The organism is Sporanaerobacter acetigenes DSM 13106, assembly GCF_900130025.1.
Classification (GTDB): domain Bacteria; phylum Bacillota; class Clostridia; order Tissierellales; family Sporanaerobacteraceae; genus Sporanaerobacter; species Sporanaerobacter acetigenes.
On sequence record NZ_FQXR01000005.1, the window covers coordinates 291020 to 311312 of the forward strand.

Sequence of the window (20293 nt, forward strand, 5' to 3'; positions counted from 1 at the left end):
AATGTTATTATATTGAATAAGACAAATTATTATTAGGAGTGATATGATGGATAAACAAATAGTTAAGCCTTCAATATTGCCAGGATTTATGGAATTAACGCCAAATGATCAAATACTTTTCAATAAAATGTTAGATACTATTAGAGAAAATTATGAAAAATTCGGGTTTTTACCAATAGATACTCCAGTTATAGAGAAATCTGAAGTTCTTCTCGCAAAGGGCGGAGGCGATACGGAAAAGCAAATATATAGATTTACAAAAGGTGATAATGATTTATCTTTAAGATTTGATTTAACTGTTCCATTGGCAAGATATGTAGCGCAACATTTTTCAGATTTGACTTTCCCTTTTAGAAGATACCATATAGGTAAAGTATATAGGGGAGAAAGAAATCAAAAAGGAAGATTTAGAGAATTTTATCAATGTGATATAGATATTATAGGAAATGAAAAATTGGATATAATAAATGATGCGGAAATTCCAAGTGTTATATATTATACTTTTAAAGATTTAGGATTTGAATCTTTTACAATTAAAATAAATAATAGAAAAATATTAAGTGGATTTTTTGGATCTATTCAGATCGAAGATAGCGTTGAAGTTTTGCGGACCATAGATAAGATGGATAAAATAGGATTGGATGGAGTTTCAGATGAATTAAGTAAAATGGGATTGAATGCAGAAACTATTGATAAAATAATGACTTTTACTCAAATAAAGGGTACAAATGATGAAATATTATCTAATCTTAAAGAAATGAATGTAGAAAATGATGTTTTTAAAGAAGGCCTTGAAGAATTAGACTCTGTAGTTAAGTATGTAAAATATTTTGGAGTACCTGAAGAAAATTTAGCTATTGATTTAACTATTGCAAGAGGTCTTGATTATTATACTGGTACAGTGTATGAAACTTTTTTAAATGAGTATCCTGATATTGGTAGTATTTGTTCTGGTGGAAGATATGATAATTTGGCAGAGTACTATACTAAACAAAAATTGCCTGGAGTTGGGATATGTATAGGTCTTACAAGATTATTTTATCAGCTTAGAGAAGCCAATATAATTGAAAGTAAATGGAATAGTTTGACGGAAGTTCTCGTTGTTCCTATGGAAGATTGCATGGAGTATGGAATAAAGATTGGAAATCAGTTGAGAAATGAAGGTATACATACTCAAATTTATTTAGAAGAAGGGAAAATGGGCAAGAAGTTTAACTATGCAGACAAATTGGGTATACCATATGTAATGATAATAGGTGCAGATGAGGTTAAAAGTGAAAAGGTCACTTTAAAAAACATGAAAACTGGAGAGCAAATCATGCGTGATATTGATGAAACAATGAATATTCTTAAAAAGTAAAGTCAAATCTATTGACAAAAATGAAAATCAGAGCTATAATTTTTAATTAAAACTAATAATAAAAATGCTATGAAGGGAAGAGTAAGCAAGTTAATACTCATAGAGAGGGATAGCCTTGGCTGAAAGCAATCCTGAGATATTGTTAGCTGAAGACCACCCCTGAGCTGAATCCATCCACAACGGAGAAGGATTTCCGCATATTGCGTTATTTGATTTAAGCACCAATTAGGGTGGAACCGCGTGAGTTACCTCTCGTCCCTATGTTTTTTAGGAATGAGGGGTTTTTTGTATTCAAAATTGAAGATAGGAGGTATGAAAGTGGATAGAATAAAAATTACTTTACCAGATGGCTCAGAAAGAGAATATCAAAAAGGTGTAACAATTTATGAAATAGCTAAAGACATAAGTGAGGGATTGGCTAGGGTTTCATTGGGAGCGGTAGTCAATGGAAAGATATTAGGACTTAAAGACACTATAGAAGAAGATGCTAATATAAATATTTTAAAATTTGAAGATAAAGAAGGAAAAGAGATATTTAGGCATACTAGCTCTCATATTTTAGCGCAAGCAGTTAAACGAATATTTCCAGATGTGAAATTGGCCATAGGACCTGCTATTGACGAAGGGTTTTACTATGATTTTGATACTGAACATAGATTTACTCCTGAGGATTTAGAAAAAATTGAAGAAGAAATGTCTAAAATAGTTAAGGAAAATTATGAATTAGAAAAATTTATATTGCCAAGAGATGAGGCTATAAATTTGCTAAAGGACAAAGAGGAGCCTTATAAAGTGGAATTGGTTGAGGATCTTCCAGAAGATGCAGTTATTTCATTTTATAAACAAGGAGATTTTGTTGACCTTTGCGCAGGACCTCATTTGCCTAATACTAAAAAAGTTAAAGCTTTCAAACTTTTAAGTATAGCAGGAGCTTATTGGCGTGGAGATGAACACAATAAGATGCTTCAAAGAATCTATGGAACTAGTTTTGAAAAAAAGAAAGATTTAGATGAGTATTTAGAGAGATTGGAAGAAGCAAAGAAAAGAGATCATAGAAAATTGGGAAGAGAATTAGACTTATTCAGTATTCATGAAGAAGGACCTGGTTTTCCGTTTTTCCATCCAAAGGGAATGGTAATAAGAAATATGTTAGAAGATTTTTGGAGGGAAGAACATAGAAAAAGAGGTTATGGAGAAATAAAAACTCCTATAATATTGAATGAAGAGTTGTGGCATAGATCAGGTCATTGGGATCACTACAAGGAAAATATGTATTTTACAGCAATAGATGAAACTCAGTATGCTATAAAACCTATGAATTGTCCCGGTTCCATACTTGTTTATAAGACAAATATGTATAGTTATAGAGATCTTCCAATAAGAATGGCGGAGTTGGGACTTGTTCATAGACATGAGCTTTCAGGAACTCTTCATGGCTTGATGAGAGTTAGAAGCTTTACTCAAGATGATGCTCATATATTTATGTTGCCTAGCCAAGTAAAGGATGAACTCATAAAAGTTATCGATTTAGCAGACTATGTTTATAGTATATTTGGATTTAAATATCATGTAGAACTTTCAACAAGACCAGAAAATTCTATGGGTACAGAAGAACAATGGGAATTGGCAACAAACAATTTGATTGCTGCGCTAGAAGAGAAAAAAATTGACTATATAGTAAATGAAGGCGATGGAGCTTTTTATGGACCAAAGATAGACTTCCATCTTGAAGATGCCATAGGCAGAACTTGGCAATGTGGAACTATTCAGCTTGATTTTCAAATGCCAGAAAGATTTGATTTGACTTATATAGATAATAACAATGAGAAGCAAAGACCTGTAATGATTCATAGGACTATTCTTGGAAGTATTGAGAGATTTATGGGTATACTTATTGAACACTATGCAGGAAAGTTTCCTGTATGGCTAGCACCAATTCAAATTTCCATACTTCCTATATCTGATAAGTTCAATGATTACGCATATGAGCTTCAAAAGAAATTTGAAGAAAATAGCATGAGAGCAGAGGTTGACGATAGAACTGAAAAGATAGGTTATAAAATAAGAGAAGCACAATTACAGAAGATTCCTTATATGTTAGTTGTGGGTGAAAAAGAAGTAGAGAATGGATTGGTATCTGTAAGGAAGAGAGACGAAGGAGATTTAGGTCAAATCGAAGTAGAAAAATTTGTAGATAAAGTAGCTGAAGAAATAAAAAGTAAAAAGTAAGATGTAAAAGGTAGGGAATTCCCTACCTTTTATGTTGCACAATTTGCGTTAGATTCATATTGCTTAAAAATTTCATCTAATTCTTCACTAGTTATAGATTCTTGTTTCATAAGTAAATCGGCTATGTGAAATAGTATTATTTTATTATCTTCTATGATTTTTATGGCATTTTCATAGCATTCATCAATTATTTTTCTCATTTCTTCTCTTATTATATTAAAACTGTTTTTCACATAATATTCATCAATAGAAATGTTTCCAAGGCTACTCATTCCATAGCTACATACCATTTCTTGAGCTATTTGAGTAGCTTTTGTTAAATCATCTTTTGCACCAGTAGTTATTTCACCAAAAACTATTTGTTCAGCAGCTCTTCCTGCTACAAGGCCTGTGATTTTTGACATCAATTCTTTTTTGGTCATAAGATATCTTTCTTCTTCTGGAAATTTTAAAACGTATCCAAGTGCTTGACCTCTTGGAATAATGGATATCTTTTGGACCATATCAGTTTTGAGTATTTTGCTTACTAGTGCATGACCAGATTCATGAATGGCCACAGTTTTTTTCTCTTTTAAAAGTATAGATGGATTTTTGACTTCTAGTCCTGCCAACACTCTTTCAATTGCTTCATTAAAATCGTCTTTATCAATCTTGTTTTTGTTTTTTCTTACGGCAATTATAGCGGCTTCATTTGCAATATTTGCAAGTTCTGCACCTGAAAGTCCATGAGTTTTATTAGCTATTTCATGTATAGAAATATCTTTGCATAAAGGCTTGTTAGTAGTATGGACTTCCAATATTTTTTCTCTTGCTTTGATGTTTGGATTTCCTACATAAATATGTCTATCAAATCTTCCAGGACGAAGAAGTGCTTCATCCAACAGATCAAGTCTATTTGTAGCACCTATGATTACTACTGTTTCACTGGTATTGAATCCATCCATTTCTGCTAGAAGCTGATTTAAAGTCTGATCTTTTTCGTTGTTAGAATCTAAATTTCTTTTTGCACCAATAGCATCTATTTCATCAATAAATATTATACTTGGAGCTTCTTTTTTAGCTTTTTCGAACAAGGTTCTTACTCTTTTAGCACCAACGCCTACATATTTTTCAACAAATTCTGAACCACTAGCATATAAAAAAGTTGAGTCTGTTTCTCCAGCTACAGCTTTTGCAAGAAGGGTTTTGCCAGTACCAGGAGGACCGTAGAATAATATGCCTTTGGGTATTTTTGCACCCATTTTGGTATATTTTTGTGAGTTATTTATAAAATCTATGGTTTCTTGCAACTCTTCTTTTATTTCTTCGAGTCCTGCAACGTCTCTAAAGGATGTATTAGGTTTATCGTTTTCTTTTGCCCCATCTTTTTCATTAGATAGAGCCAATGGAGCTAGTTGTGGATTTGAGTCTAACTGTATATAGTATATAATAAAAATTGTAGTTAGTGCCCATATTAAGAATCTATCCCCGTTGGTAATATGATGAAAAATATTAGTTGGAAAATATTTATCATAAAAAAGGAAAGATGATAAGACTATCCCCAATATAGATATAGCAAAAATCATTTTTTTCTTTTGCAAACTATCCCCACCTTTTCATATTTTGCTATCAATAGTTTAACCATTTAGTTTTTTTAAAATTCATAATAAAGTATTTGTTATGGAAAAATAACAAGAAGGATGTTGAAGGAAATATTTTGTAAAGGTATAATAAAAGTAAAGTATTAAATTATCAAAGATACATAATATATAAGAAATAAGAAGGAGGGTACATTATGAATTTTGTAGATTTAGTTGAAAGTTATAGAGAAGATATTATAAAATCAACCCAAGAGATAGTCAGCATAAAGAGTGTTGAAGGTGAAAGTAGTACTTTAATGCCTTTTGGAGAAGGACCATATAAAGCGTTGGAATATATATTGAATTTAGCTAGCAAAATGGGATTTGAAACAAAAAATTTAGATGGTTATGCAGGATACATTGAATTTGGAGAAGGAACTGAAACTGTAGGCATATTAGCCCATGTAGATGTAGTTCCAGAGGGAAAAGGATGGACATATCCACCTTATGGAGGAGAAATTCATGATGAAAAGATTTTTGGAAGAGGAACTTTAGATGACAAGGGACCTGCTATATCAACTCTTTATGCTATGAAGACTTTGAAGGAATCAAATGTTAAGTTAAATAAAAAGATTAGAATGATAATTGGTACAAATGAAGAAACTGGTTGGGGATGTATGAAGTATTACTTTGAACATGAAAGTGCTCCAGATATGGCCTTTACACCTGATGCTGATTTTCCAGTTATTCATGGAGAAAAAGGTATAATAGCTTTTGATTTAGTGAAAAAGCTTGAAAATGTGTCTTGTGGAAACATAACAGTCAAGTCTATAGATGGTGGTAATGCAGTAAATATGGTGCCAGATTATTGTGAGGCTCTATTGGAGGTAAAAGATGCAGATGAGCTAGATAAAAAGTTGAAACAGTTTATAGAAAAAACAGGATACGATCTTTCTATAGAATGTGAAGGAGAATTGGTGAAAATAAAGGCAAAGGGTGTTTCTGCTCATGGAAGTACTCCTGAAAAAGGTGAAAACGCTATTACGTATCTGATGTTATTTTTAGGTGATATAATAGATTGCCATTGTGACATGTGTGACTTTATAAATATGTATAACAAAAAAATAGCATTTAAACATCATGGAGAAGAAATAGGATGTGGACTTGAAGATGATATTTCTGGCAAATTAAACTTTAATCCAGGAATTATTAAAACTACTGATGAAGAAATAAGACTTTCAATAAATGTTAGATATCCTATTAAGTCTAGTGATAAAGATGTCTATGATGGTATCAGAAAAAATTTGGATGGTACAGATATTGTTCTTGTAGAAGATGAGGGTGGAATGAAACCATTATATGTACCAAAGAATAATCCACTTGTTGAAAAACTTATGAAAGTTTATAGAGAAGAAACTGGAGATATGGAAAGTGAACCTATAACTATTGGAGGAGGAACTTATGCTAGGGCGATGGATAATGCAGTAGCTTTTGGGCCAGTATTTCCAGGTCAAGTAGAAGTTGCTCATCAAAAAAATGAATATATTTCAATTGAACATTTAATGAAAATTACAAAAATATACACAAAAGCATTATATGAGTTGGCAAAATAAATTTTTGTAAAAAATATAAGAAATTGATTGACAAATTTAAGTTATTGACATATAATGTGTAAGGAAAGTGAATATCGAGTATTTAAGTAGAAGTATCCGCTTCTCACCTTATAGCTAAGGCTCATAAGGTTTAAATTTAAGTATTTAAAAGTATGTTTATATACTTTTATGGAAATGTTTTTGAATGAAAAGCGGGTATTTTTACTCGCTTTATTTTATTTATTAAATTTAGGAGGTGGCGTAATATTAAAGAGCTTCAGATCAATGAAGAGATAAGAGATAAGGAAGTGAGACTTATTGATGTAGATGGGTCTCAATTAGGGGTTGTTTCAAGTAAGAAAGCTTTAGATACTGCTGATGAAAGAAAGTTAGACTTAGTAAAGGTAGCTCCTAATGCAAAACCACCAGTATGCAGAATAATGGATTATGGCAAGTACAAATATGAGTTAGCTAAAAAAGAAAAAGAAGCTAAGAAAAATCAAAAGGTTATAAATGTCAAAGAAGTGAGACTTACACCAAGCATTGAAAGTCATGATTTAAATGTAAAAGCTAAGAGGGCCATTGAATTTTTGCAATCTGGAGATAAGGTAAAGGTTAGTGTGAGATTTAGAGGTAGAGAATTGGGTCATACTGACATAGGTAGAGAAGTCTTGCTAGAATTTGCAGATATAGCTTCAGAAGTTGGGGTCATAGAAAAAGAACCTAAACTAGAAGGTAAAAATATGGTCATGTATTTAGTGCCAAAAGCAGAATAGACGAAGGAGGTATTTGTTATGCCAAAAATGAAAACTCATAGAGGTGCAGCGAAAAGATTTAAAAAGACTGGAACAGGTCAATTAAAGAGATATAAAGCTTATAAAAGTCATAAAACTGGCAAAAAATCACCAAAAAGAGTTAGAAACTTAAGAAAAGGTACATTGGTTAGCGATGCTGACTTAAAGAGAATGAAAAAAGTATTACCTTACTAGAAAACAATTATGGGAAGTGAAGGAGGTAGTTTAGATGGCAAGAGTAAAAGGTGGAGTTAATGCTAAAAAGAAACATAAAAAAGTACTAAAACAAGCAAAAGGTTATTATGGAGCAAAAAGTAAATTATATAGACCAGCCAATCAAGCAGTTATGAAATCTCTAGATTATGCTTATGTTGGTAGAAAGTTGAGAAAAAGAGATTTTAGAAAAATGTGGATAGCAAGAATCAATGCTGCTGCAAGATTGAATGGTATGAGTTATAGTACATTTATAAATGGTTTAAAGAAAGCAAATATAGATATCAACAGAAAAATGTTATCTGAAATGGCAATAAACGACCCAGAAGGTTTCTCTAAATTAGTAGAAATTGCAAAAGGCAAGTAAAATAAAAGTTCCGATATCGGAGCTTTTATTTTTTCAATGGTTTATTTTATAATAATAAATAGTTATAATGTAATAATAAACATAGTTATTGCACGATTTAGGAGATGATGGCATGAGTTTTTTAAAAAGAAGATTGGTTGAATTGGAACTTAATCCCCCAAGAGTATTAGCTATGGGATTTGGCGGACTTATATTAATAGGTGCAATTCTTTTAAATTTACCAGTAGCTTCAAAAACTGGTGAAAGCATTGGATTTTTAAATGCTCTGTTTACCTCTGCATCTGCTGTTTGTGTGACAGGACTTGTAGTGGTGAATACAGGAGAATTTTGGTCACTTTTTGGACAAATAGTAATTATAATTCTTATTCAAATGGGTGGACTTGGATTTATGACTATGGCTACATTGGTAGCACTGATATTGGGGAAAAAGATAACTTTAAAAGAAAGATTAATTATAAAGGAACAGCTCAATCAAGAAACCATGTCAGGATTAGTTAAATTAACTAAATATGTTATTCTAGCTACGTTCTCTATAGAAGGCATAGGAGCTATTTTGTTGTCTACCAGGTTTATACCTGCATATGGTTTTGCTAAGGGAGTATGGTTTTCTATATTTCATTCTATTTCTGCTTTTTGTAATGCTGGTTTTGATATCATTGGAAGTAGTATGGTACCTTTTGTAGGTGATATAGTAGTTATCTTAACAATTAGTTTTTTAATAATAATAGGTGGATTAGGTTTCTCTGTATATATAGATATTTCTAAAAATAAGAAACTAGTTAGATTATCACTACATTCAAAACTTGTTTTGGCTATTACTCTTATATTAATTGTGACTGGAATGATATTATTTTATTTGATTGAATGGGATAATCCAGCTACATTGTATCCGTTAAATGTAAAGGATAGAATTTTGGCTTCGTTCTTTCAATCAGTAGTTCCAAGAACTGCAGGTTTTAATTCTGTGGATATATCTAAACTTGAGGATACTAGTGTATTTATTATAATAATATTGATGTTTATAGGTGGTTCCCCCGGTTCTACAGCTGGAGGTATAAAGACAACAACATTTGGTGCTATAATACTCACAACTCTTACAGTTATCAAGGGAAATAAAGATGTAGTAGCATATAAAAAGAGAATTCCTCAAGAGATAATATATAGATCTTTAGCTATTGCAAGTGTGGGAGTATTTTTAGTCACTGTAGTATCTTTGATATTGACTTTATCAGAAGATGCTACTTTTCTAGATTTGTTATTTGAGACTACTTCTGCTTTTGGAACAGTTGGTTTGACTAGAGGAGTGACGCCAAATTTAAGCAATTTTGGAAAGGTTTTAATAATTTTAACTATGTATTCTGGTAGAGTAGGGCCTTTGACAATGGCTTTTGCTTTTGCAAAGAGACAAAAAAATAATTCGAGCAGTTATAGATATTCTGAAGGAAATATATTGGTGGGATAGAAAGGAGATATATGTATGAAACAATTTGCGGTTATAGGATGCGGAAGGTTTGGGTCTAGTGTAGCAAAGACATTGTATAATTTAGGAAATGAAGTATTGGCTATAGATAAAGATGAAGAAATAGTTCAAGAGATATCTGAACATGTAACCCATGCAGTACAAGCTGATGTCATGGATGAAAATGTATTAAAAGAATTGGGAATTAGAAATTTTGATGTAGTAATTATAAGTATTGGATCTGATTTAGAGGCTTCTATCTTAGCTACTTTGATTGCTAAAGAGTTGGGAGTTAAATGGGTTATAGCTAAAGCCCAAAGCGAATTGCATGGAAAAGTGTTATCCAAAATAGGCGCTGATAAGATTATTTTTCCAGAGAGGGATATGGGTGTGAGAGTTGCGCACAATTTGGTTTCTACGAACGTACTAGATTTTATAGAATTGTCTCCTGATTATAGCATTGTTGAAATAACGGCTATTTCTGAATGGGAAAATAAATCACTTAGGGAATTAAAGCTCCCTACGAAATTTGGAATAAATGTAATGGCTATAAAGAGAGAAAAATGTATCAATGTTTCTCCTTATGCTGATGATGTTATTTTACATGGAGATATACTTATAGTAATTGGAAACACCGAAGATATAAAGAAAATAGAGAAAAATGCAGGTGATTAATGGAATGAAAGATATAACCAGTTCTTCAAACCCAATCATAAAAGAGGTAAAAGGATTATATAAAAAAAAGGAAAGATGGAATAAAAATTTGTTTATCATAGAAGGAGTAAAAATAGTAGAAGAGTGCATAAGATGGGGGAAAACTCCAAAGTATATACTCTTTTCAGAAGAACTCTTTTCTGTGAATGGAGGCGAAGAACTCTTTTCTATCTTAAAAAATAATCACAATTTGATTAAAGTACCCAATAGTTTATTTAGAGAATTGGCAGATACTGAAAAGCCTCAAGGTATATTGGCGGTTGTTGATTTTAATATTTCAAAAATGGATGAAGTAGTTAAAGAAAAGAAAAACTTTATCATTATTTTAGACGAACTCCAAGATCCAGGAAATGTTGGAACAATAATAAGGTCAGCAGATGCTTTTGGTGTTAGTGGTATAATAGTGACAGAAAATTGTGTAGATGTATATAATCCCAAAGTAGTTCGTGCTACTATGGGCTCATTATTTCATATACCAATTACATATATAAAAGATAAAAAAGAAGTCATAAATTATTTGAAAGATAGGCAAATTAGGATATATACTACTTCTTTGCAAGGTGAAACCTATATTTATGATGCGGATTTTAAAGAGAATTTTGCATTTATAATAGGCAATGAGTCTAAGGGTGTTACAGAAGAAATGATAAAGTTTGCAGATCTACTTATAAAAATACCGATGGAAGGTAATGCTGAATCATTAAATGCAGCTATTGCCTCTTCTATTATTATGTATGAAGTAGCAAGGCAAAGGTTCAATATTTCTTGAGTTTTAGATACTCTAGTGCTATAATTTAATAAAACAATCAGAATTTTGTGACCTCAATCGCATGAAATAGGTCTTATTTTATATTTAGGTTTTTTATTATCAGGTATGAAAGGAGTTTAAGCATGAAAGAAAAGATATATAAGATTAGAGAAGAAGCAATGAATGAAATCAGTAAAATGAAAAGTATAGATGAATTAGAAGAAATGAGAATTAAAGTTTTAGGCAAAAAAGGAGAGCTTACACAGGTACTTAGAGAAATGGGGAAACTTTCTAAAGAAGAAAGGCCGGTTGTTGGTGAAATAGCCAATGATGTAAGAAAAGATATAGAAACGGAACTAAATTCTACAAGAGAACGTTTAAAAAACGAAATGAAAAAAAAGAAATTAGAAAAAGAAAGAATAGATATATCTATGCCAGGGAAGGAAATAATTTTAGGTCACAGACACCCCTTAATGGCAACTATAGAGGCATTGGAAAATATATTTTTGAGTATGGGCTTTAGCGTAGTTTATGGTCCAGAAATTGAGACGGTTCAAAACAATTTTGATGCATTGAATTCACCGGAAAACCATCCTTCGAGAGATTTGTCAGATACATTCTATATAACGGAGGATATGCTTTTGAGAACTCATACTTCACCTGTGCAGATAAGAGTCATGAAAGAGAAGAAGCCACCTTTGAGGATAGTCTCAGCTGGAAGAACTTTTAGATTTGACGATGTGGATGATACACATTCTCCAATGTTTCATCAGCTTGAAGGCCTTGTGATTGATGAAAATGTAACAATGGCAAATCTGATGGATACTATTGATACATTTATAAAAGAGTTATTTGGAGAAGATATGGAGACTAGATTTAGGCCACATTATTTTCCATTTACAGAACCGAGTGCAGAAGTAGATGTATCTTGCGTAAAATGTAAGGGAAAAGGTTGTGAGGCATGTAATGGAACAGGATGGAGTATGGAATTGTTGGGCTGTGGAATGGTAGATCCAAAAGTACTTGAAAATTGTGGTATAGATCCTGAAAAATATAGTGGATTTGCTTTTGGTTTAGGAATAGATAGGATTGCTATGGTTAAATATGGCATAAACGATATAAGATTGTTGTTTGAAAATGATATGAGATTTTTAAATCAATTTTAGTTGTATAGGAGGATAGAAATGTTATTACCAATAAAATGGCTAAAAGATTATGTAGATATTGACGTGGATTCAAAGATACTAGCTGATAAATTGACATTGTCAGGTTCCCATGTAGAATCAATTATAGAATTAAATAGTGGGATAGAAAATGTAGTAGTAGGACATATTTTAGAAATTAAGGATCATCCCAATGCTGATAAACTATGTATCACTATTACAGATGTAGGACGTGAAAAACTTCAAATAGTGACAGGTGCTACCAATATTAAAGAAGGAGATTATGTGCCTGTAGCGTTGGTTGGAGCAACACTTCCTGGTGGAATTAAAATAAAGAAAGGTAAATTAAGGGGAGAAGAGTCTTTAGGCATGCTTTGCTCATTAAAGGAATTGGGAGTAAAGGATAATGTTGTACCTAAAGAGCAAAGAGATGGTATTTTTATATTAGATAAAGAATATCCATTGGGAATGGATATAAAAGAAGTGTTAGGATTGTATGGAGAAGTAATAGAATTTGAAATAACACCTAACAGACCAGATTGTTTAAGTATTGTAGGAATGGCTAGAGAAGCTTGTGCTACTCTTAATAAAAAAATGAAATATCCTAGTATAAACATAAGTAAGGAAGAAGATAATATAAATGATTATTTGAGAAAAATTGAAATTCTAGATAAAGAACTTTGCAATAGATATTTTGCAAGGGTGATAAAAGATGTGAAAATTGAAAGTTCTCCACTCTGGTTACAAACTAGGCTTATGGAAGCTGGAGTGAGACCTATAAACAATATAGTAGATATAACAAACTATGTTATGCTAGAATTTGGAGAACCGCTACATGCTTTTGACTTGGACAAAATAATAGATAAAAAAATATATGTAAGAAGAGCATTAGAATCCGAAAAAATTACTACTATTGATGGCATAGAGAGAAGTTTAAATTCATCTAACTTAGTAATTGCAGATGGTGAGAAACCTGTTGCTATAGCTGGTGTAATGGGTGGGTTAGAAACAGAGGTAACCGATTGTACAAATACTATTTTAATAGAAGCTGCAAATTTTAATGATAGAAGTGTAAGACTTACATCGAAGTCATTAGGACTTAGAACAGAAGCTTCTTCAAGATTTGAAAAAGGAATAGATCCAAACTTATGCCAAACTGCATGCAATAGGGTATGTCAATTGATTGAGGAAATAGGAGCAGGAAAAGTAGTTGGTGGTTATTTTGATAATTATGTACAAGAAAAAAAGGAAAGTAGCATTGTTATAAGACCCAAAAGAGTACATAAACTACTTGGCATAGAAATTGAAAAAAGCAGGATAATAGAAATACTTGAAAGTTTGGAACTTAAGGTGGAAGATAAAGGTGAATTTTTAGAAGTTCTAGCTCCTACTTTTAGATTGGATTTAGAAAGAGAAGTCGATTTAATTGAAGAAATAGGGAGAATATATGGATTTCATAATATAAAAAATGAGCCATTAGTTGGAGTTCTCACAAAAGGCGAAAAACCTTATGATAAACAAATAGAAGATAAATCTAAAGCGATTCTTCAAGGACTAGGAGCAAATGAAGTTATGACTTATTCATTTATAAGTCCTAAAGCTTATAATAAAATAAATTTAAAAGAAGATAGTATGAAAAGACAATGTGTCCAAATAATCAATCCTCTTGGAGAGGACTATAGTGTCATGAGGACTACTCTTATACCAAATATGATGGAACTACTGTCTAGAAATTATAATTATGGTGTTGAAAGAGCTTTTGCTTTTGAAATTGGAAATATGTTTATACCTAAAGAAATTCCTGTGAAGAATTTACCTATAGAGAGAAAAACATTATGCATAGGAATGTATGGAGAGACTGATTATTTCTATTTGAAAGGTGTAGTTGAAATATTTTTAGAGAGACTAGGAGTAACTAAATGTAATTATTTGAGGGAAGAAAATCATCCTACATTCCATCCTGGAAGAACATCAAATATTATATATGAAAACAAAGTATTAGGAGTCATGGGTGAACTACATCCTGATGTATTAGAAAATTATGATATAGATGAACGAGTTTATATTGCAGAATTGGATTTTGAGGGTATAGTTGAAATTGCCAAATTAGAAAAGAAGTACAAACCATTGCCTAAGTATCCTGCTATTGTTAGAGATTTAGCTATTGTATTAGATGAAGATATTATGTTCAAAAATATTGAGGAAGTGATTTGGTCAAAAGGTGAGGGGCTTATAGAGAAAGTTGAATTGTTTGATGTGTATACTGGAGAACAAATACCAAAAGGCAAGAAGAGTGTAGCGTTTTCAATTACCTATAGATCTCACGAAAGAACTTTAAAAGATGAGGAAGTTTCTCAAATTCATCAAAATATAGTTCAAGAAATAGAGAAAACTTTTAAAGCTAATCTTAGAAGTTAAAGGGGTAGATAAAATCTACTCCTTTAATTTAGTGAAAAATAGAGGAAAAAGAAGATTTAGGTAGAATAATTATATATGATTAAATTAAGGGAGAGGGTAAGTTATGACAGAAAAGAAAAAAGTAAATGTAAATATAAATGGTCGTAACTTTACGGTTGTAGGTAGTGAGCCGGAGCAATATGTTAAAGGTATTGCTGCTTTTGTAGATGAAAAGATAAAAAATGTAGTTTCCAACAATGACAGATTGAACGATTCTATGGCGGCTATTCTTGCAGCGTTTAATATAGCAGATGAATATTATAGAACCTATGTTGAACTAGAAGAGCTAAAAAAAGAAGTAAAAGAACCCCTAGAGCAATATGAAAAATCTTCAGAGGGCTTAAATGTGGCAAATAAAAAAATTGAGGAACTAGAAAAAGAATGTAGCATATATAAAGATGAGTTGTTGGAATCAAAAAGAGCTCATGAAAGTACAGATAAATTGATAAAAAAATATGAGCAGGCATTAGATCTTAAGGAAGAAGAACTAAAAGAAAATCAGAGAACTATAAAAGAATTGCAAGATAAATTGTTTCAAAGTCAAATTGTATTGGTTGAAACCAAAAAAGAATTAGAAGAGCTTAAGAGGGAATTTGACAGTGATAAAAAAGTTTTCGATGGGGAGGAAGGTTAAATCTAGTGGTAAAAAATAATAGTTATGTGGAATTGTTATCTCCTGTAGGTAATATTGAAGCATTGTATGCCGCTGTTCAAAATGGCGCAGATGCAGTTTATTTAGGAGGAAAACTTTTTAATGCAAGACAGTATGCATCTAATTTTGGCATGGAAGATTTGAAAACAGCAGTTGAATATGCACATTTAAGGGGAGTAAGAGTTTATGTTACTGTAAATATTTTGTTTAGCGACAAAGAAATAGAAGAAGCAGTAGATTATATAAAATACCTATATGAAATAGATGTGGATGGGCTTATAGTCCAAGACCTTGGACTTAGTTATTTAATAAAAAATGTTTTTCCACAATTTGAGCTTCATGGTAGTACTCAAATGACTATTAACAATTTGCAGGGAGTACTGTTTTTAGAGCAAATGGGATTTAAGAGAGTTGTATTAGCTAGAGAATTGTCTATAAATGAAATTAAATATATAAAAGAAAGAAGCAATATAGAACTAGAAGGATTTATACATGGAGCTCTATGTGTTTGTTATTCTGGTCAATGCCTTATGAGCAGTATTATTGGGGGAAGAAGTGGAAATAGAGGTACTTGTGCTCAACCTTGTAGAATGCCATATACCCTTGTTGATATAGAAAATGAAAGGACTGTATTTGAGAAGTTAGAGGGAAAATATATTCTAAGTCCTAAGGATTTAAATACTATTGAAGATATAGACAAGATAGTAGATAGTGGTTTAAAATCCCTAAAAATTGAAGGAAGAATGAAAAAACCAGAATATGTTGCTCTAGTTGTTAGCAAATACAGAAAGGCATTAGATAGGGGAATAGATGAAATAACAAAAGAAGATAAAAAAGAATTATTGGAAATATTTAATAGAGGGTTTACTGGTGGATATATATTAGAAAATTTCGGAAGAGAATTTATTTCTTTAGACAGACCTAACAATAGAGGAGTTTATCTTGGAAAAGTTGTAAAAGTAGACCCCAAGTATATATATATAAATTTAGAAGACGATTTAAATATAGGAGATGGAATTGAATTTACAAAGGGTAAGAACGAATATGTAGGAATTATGTCAAATATATCAGGGGAAAAAGGCTCTACTATAAAAATTGACAATCTAAAAGGTATAAAAAATAACTCTTTAGTATATAAAACATCTAATAGAGAATTGTTAGAAAAAACAAGGGAGACTTTTGAGGAGAATCAAAATATAAAATACCCTATAAGTATGGATGTTTATATATATATAAATAAAAAGGCAGTTTTAATTATAAAAGATGAAAATTATACTATCAGTGTTGAAAGTGAAGAGCTAGTAGAAAAGGCGCAAAGGGTCTCTTTGATAGAAGAAAGAGTTCGAAATCAGTTAGAAAAACTGTCAGATGAACCTTATTATATTGATAATTTAAATATTTATCTTGAAGAAGGTTCTTTTTTACCTATAAGTAGCTTAAATAAATTGAGAAGACAGGGAATAGATTTATTAAATGAAAAAAGAAAAAATTTCAATCATAGAGCTAAAATAGATGAAAGCATACTGGAAGAAAGGGTGCAAGAATTTTTTAGATTTAAAAATGAAAGTAGAGATGATTTAAATAAAAAGTTGTCTGTTAAAGTGTCTAAAATAGAGCAGTTTGAAAAGCTTGATTTAAACAAATTGGATAGAATTTATTTGGGATTTGACGATGATTTGGAGAATTGTTTAAATGAAATAAAAAAGAGAGGAAAGGAAGCTTATATTTATACAGATAAAATCCTTAATGAAGACGAATTAAAAAAATTAAATGGCAAGTTAGAACAAATATATAAAGAAGTAGATGGCGTGTCTGTGTCTAATTTAGGGACTCTAAATCTTGTCAAAAATAATTTTGAATTAAATATTCATGGGGATATAGGATTAAATGTATACAATAGTATTACTGCTAGAGCATTAAACGAAAATAGAGTAAATAGTATCACGTTGTCTCCTGAACTTACTTTACAGCAAATAAAGGAAATTTGTAAAAAAGGTGAAAACATATATGAAACAATTGGTTATGGATATTTACCTCTAATGGTTACGAAACATTGTCCTATATCTTTAGCTAAAGGTTGCCAAAACAATAAAAACTGTAAATATTGTAAATATAGAACTGGATATGGACTAAAGGATAGATTAGGTAAAGTTTTTCCCATTGTTAGAAATGAAAGTATAACCACTATTTACAACAGTGTTCCTCTCATGGTTATAGAAGAATTAAATAACATATATGATAGTGGAGTAAATATGATAAGAATAGACTATACGTTTGAAGAAGATGATATTTATTCTATACAGGAAGCTTTTTATGAATATATACATGGAAATTTGAATGAAAGAGATTTAGAGATGTTTTTAGATTTTCATAGGAAAAATACAGGTTTGACTAGAGGACATTATTTTAGAGGAGTTTTATGATTCTTGTATTGAGGTGATAAAATGAACGACAAGACATTAAAAGTTTTAGAATATTATAAAATAATTGATAAATTAAAAGAAAAGACTGAATCTTCTTTAGGAAGGGAAATAGCAAAAGATCTTAAACCATCGACGGATATAGAAGAAATAGAACATATGCAAAGAGAAACTGACGAGGCATTGTCTCTTTTAATTAAAAGAGGTAGTCCTCCTCTATATGGCATAAAGGATATTAGAACAGAGGCTAAAAGAGCTGAAATAGGAGGGGTATTATCACCTGGTAGTTTACTTAAAATTTCTGACTCTTTACGAGTTTCACGAAGCCTTAAAAATCATATAAAAGAAACAAGTGAGGATAAAGATTCAAATTATCCTATAATAGAAGGACTTGTGAGTGAATTAAAACCTTTTAGAAATATTGAGGAAAATATAAATAATGCAATTATAAGTGAAGAGGAGATATCTGACAATGCTAGTCCTCAATTAAAAACTATAAGAAGACAAATAATAGCTAAGAATGATGCCATAAGAGATAAATTAAATTCAATAATAAATTCATCAAAGTATAAAAAGTATTTACAAGATGGTATTGTTACTATGAGGGAAGGAAGATATGTGGTGCCAGTAAAGCAGGAAAATAAATCAAATTTTCCTGGATTGGTACATGATCAATCTTCAAGTGGTGCTACATTGTTTATTGAGCCTATGGCTGTTGTAGAATTAAACAATGAATTGAAGGAACTAGAGATAAAAGAACAAAAAGAAATTGAAAGAATACTATCTGAATTGACAGCGCTAGTTGCTGAAGAATCTGAAAGTATAATTGAAAATCAAAAAATACTAGAGAAAATTGATTTTATATTTGCAAAGGGCAAGTTAGCTCTTGATATGGATGGAACTAAACCAATTCTTAATTCTGAAGGCTATATAGATATTAAAAAAGCTAGACATCCACTATTACAAGTAAAAAAGGTAGTACCAATTGATTTATATATAGGAAAGGATTTTAATACATTAGTCGTTACAGGGCCTAATACGGGAGGGAAGACTGTTACTTTAAAAACCGTAGGATTGTTGACCTTGATGTCTCAGGCAGGCCTTCATATACCAGCAGACTACAATTCAAGGGTAGCTGTTTTTGATCATGTATTTGCGGATATAGGTGATGAGCAGAGTATTGAGCAAAGTTTAAGTACTTTTTCTGCTCATATGACCAATATAGTTGAAATACTTGAAAATATAGATGAAAATAGTTTAGCACTATTTGATGAATTGGGAGCAGGAACGGATCCTACAGAAGGCGCAGCACTTGCCATGTCAATTCTAGACTATTTGCATGGGATAAATGCAAGAACTATAGCTACTACGCATTATAGTGAGTTAAAAGTATATGCATTGACTAAAGAGGGAATAGAAAATGCATCTGTAGAATTTGATGTAGAAACCTTGAGCCCTACCTATAGACTATTGATTGGTGTTCCAGGAAAATCTAATGCTTTTGAGATATCTAAACGCCTTGGACTCAACGATTATATAATTGATCATGCAAGAGAACTTATTTCAAAAGAAAATATACAATTTGAAGATGTACTTCAAGCTATAGAAAAAGATAGGCGAATAGTTGAGGAAAACAAAATTGAGACAGAAAAATTGCGAGAAGAAATTGAAAATCTAAAACAAGAATTGACTAGAGAAAAGGAGAAAACCTTCAATGCAAGAGAAGATATAATTAAGAAGGCAAAAGAAGAAGCAAGAAGTATAATTAGAAAGGCAAAAGAAGAATCAGATAGTATAGTTGATGAATTGAGAGATATTTCTATTGAAATAGAAAAAGAAAAAAATAAGAAAATTCAAGAAGCACAAGACAAATTGAAAGAAAATCTCAATGAAGTAGAAAGAGATTTATCAGATAATTTAATGAAAGTTAAAAACAATAAACCTCCTAAAAACTTAAAAGAGGGGGAAACAGTAGAAATATTATCATTAGGGCAATGTGGGACTGTACTTTCTCAAGCTGATGATGATGGGAATGTAAATGTTCAAGTAGGTATCATGAAAGTAAATGTTCATATATCTACTTTAAAGAGGGCTGAAGAAGAAAAATTAATAAAGTCACAAGTAAGTACTAAAAATATAATTAAGAATAAATCACAAAATGTAAAAAATGAATTGGATTTGAGAGGGGAAACTTTAGATGAAGCATTGCTAGATTTAGATAAATATTTAGATGATGCTTATTTAGCAAGATTGAAAGAAGTATTTATAATTCATGGAAAAGGTACAGGAGTTTTAAGAGAAGGAATAACTGGTCTTCTAAAAAGTCATAAACATGTAAAGTCTTATAGATTAGGTAAGTATGGTGAAGGAGGAAGTGGAGTTACAGTGGTGGAACTTAAATAAGTCCTTGAAATAATGATGATTGTATTGTATATTTATAATTAATAATTATATATAGATAAATTCTGTGAAAAGGATAGTAGAGTATATTGTTTTGTCAAAGCGAATTGGGGATGGTGAAAGCCCAGTACAAAGATATATTTGAAGAGAGCCTTGGAGAATAACA

At 31.1% G+C, this 20293-nt stretch carries 15 protein-coding genes and 1 other annotated feature (1 of these 16 only partly in view); of the genes, 14 read left to right on the forward strand and 1 reads right to left on the reverse strand.

Annotated features, from left to right (window positions below; translation table 11 throughout):
• The first annotated feature begins 46 nt into the window (after nucleotides 1-46).
• Entirely contained in the window at nucleotides 47-1360 is a 1314-nt protein-coding gene (gene hisS, locus BUA21_RS06975; protein ID WP_072744081.1) for a histidine--tRNA ligase, read from the forward strand.
• A 312-nt stretch (nucleotides 1361-1672) separates the two neighbouring features.
• Nucleotides 1673-3589: a threonine--tRNA ligase gene (gene thrS / locus BUA21_RS06980; protein ID WP_072744123.1), complete on the forward strand. Its 1917-nt coding sequence runs from the start codon at nucleotides 1673-1675 to the stop codon at nucleotides 3587-3589.
• 29 nt (nucleotides 3590-3618) lie between these two features.
• Here the strand turns inward: thrS and BUA21_RS06985 are convergent, their stop codons facing one another.
• Nucleotides 3619-5169, reverse strand: a complete 1551-nt coding sequence (locus BUA21_RS06985) for an ATP-dependent metallopeptidase FtsH/Yme1/Tma family protein (protein WP_200796531.1) — start codon at nucleotides 5167-5169, stop codon at nucleotides 3619-3621.
• A gap of 194 nt (nucleotides 5170-5363) precedes the next feature.
• Here BUA21_RS06985 and pepV point away from each other — a divergent pair, with 194 nt between their 5' ends.
• The 12 genes from pepV to BUA21_RS07045 all read left to right on the forward strand — a co-directional run bounded on the left by pepV (nucleotide 5364) and on the right by BUA21_RS07045 (nucleotide 20130).
• Nucleotides 5364-6761: a dipeptidase PepV gene (gene pepV, locus BUA21_RS06990; protein WP_072744082.1), complete on the forward strand. Its 1398-nt coding sequence runs from the start codon at nucleotides 5364-5366 to the stop codon at nucleotides 6759-6761.
• Nucleotides 6762-6973: 212 nt separating this feature from the next.
• Nucleotides 6974-7516 carry a translation initiation factor IF-3 gene (gene infC / locus BUA21_RS06995; RefSeq protein ID WP_072744083.1) on the forward strand — a complete coding sequence of 181 codons (543 nt, stop codon included), beginning with the start codon at nucleotides 6974-6976 and terminating at the stop codon, nucleotides 7514-7516.
• An 18-nt stretch (nucleotides 7517-7534) separates the two neighbouring features.
• Nucleotides 7535-7729, forward strand: a complete 195-nt coding sequence (gene rpmI / locus BUA21_RS07000; protein WP_072744084.1) for a 50S ribosomal protein L35 — start codon at nucleotides 7535-7537, stop codon at nucleotides 7727-7729.
• A 34-nt stretch (nucleotides 7730-7763) separates the two neighbouring features.
• Nucleotides 7764-8114: a 50S ribosomal protein L20 gene (rplT, locus tag BUA21_RS07005; RefSeq protein WP_072744085.1), complete on the forward strand. Its 351-nt coding sequence runs from the start codon at nucleotides 7764-7766 to the stop codon at nucleotides 8112-8114.
• A gap of 112 nt (nucleotides 8115-8226) precedes the next feature.
• Complete coding sequence (locus BUA21_RS07010; RefSeq protein ID WP_072744086.1) at nucleotides 8227-9576, forward strand: TrkH family potassium uptake protein; 1350 nt, start codon at nucleotides 8227-8229, stop codon at nucleotides 9574-9576.
• Nucleotides 9577-9591: 15 nt separating this feature from the next.
• Nucleotides 9592-10248, forward strand: a complete 657-nt coding sequence (locus BUA21_RS07015) for a potassium channel family protein (protein ID WP_072744087.1) — start codon at nucleotides 9592-9594, stop codon at nucleotides 10246-10248.
• On the forward strand, nucleotides 10235-11056 hold the full coding sequence (rlmB, locus tag BUA21_RS07020) for a 23S rRNA (guanosine(2251)-2'-O)-methyltransferase RlmB (RefSeq protein ID WP_234973686.1): 822 nt from the start codon (nucleotides 10235-10237) through the stop codon (nucleotides 11054-11056). Before BUA21_RS07015 ends, rlmB begins: the two co-directional genes overlap by 14 nt.
• A gap of 122 nt (nucleotides 11057-11178) precedes the next feature.
• Nucleotides 11179-12201, forward strand: a complete 1023-nt coding sequence (gene pheS, locus BUA21_RS07025) for a phenylalanine--tRNA ligase subunit alpha (protein ID WP_072744089.1) — start codon at nucleotides 11179-11181, stop codon at nucleotides 12199-12201.
• Nucleotides 12202-12219: 18 nt separating this feature from the next.
• Nucleotides 12220-14616, forward strand: a complete 2397-nt coding sequence (pheT, locus tag BUA21_RS07030; RefSeq protein WP_072744090.1) for a phenylalanine--tRNA ligase subunit beta — start codon at nucleotides 12220-12222, stop codon at nucleotides 14614-14616.
• 103 nt (nucleotides 14617-14719) lie between these two features.
• On the forward strand, nucleotides 14720-15289 hold the full coding sequence (locus tag BUA21_RS07035) for a cell division protein ZapA (protein ID WP_072744091.1): 570 nt from the start codon (nucleotides 14720-14722) through the stop codon (nucleotides 15287-15289).
• Nucleotides 15290-15294: 5 nt separating this feature from the next.
• Nucleotides 15295-17730 carry a DUF3656 domain-containing U32 family peptidase gene (locus BUA21_RS07040; RefSeq protein WP_072744092.1) on the forward strand — a complete coding sequence of 812 codons (2436 nt, stop codon included), beginning with the start codon at nucleotides 15295-15297 and terminating at the stop codon, nucleotides 17728-17730.
• A 21-nt stretch (nucleotides 17731-17751) separates the two neighbouring features.
• Nucleotides 17752-20130 (forward strand): endonuclease MutS2, encoded by a 2379-nt coding sequence (locus BUA21_RS07045; RefSeq protein WP_072744093.1) that lies wholly within the window; start codon nucleotides 17752-17754, stop codon nucleotides 20128-20130.
• Between the two features lie 55 nt (nucleotides 20131-20185).
• Nucleotides 20186-20293: a binding site (T-box leader), on the forward strand (it continues 98 nt past the right edge of the window).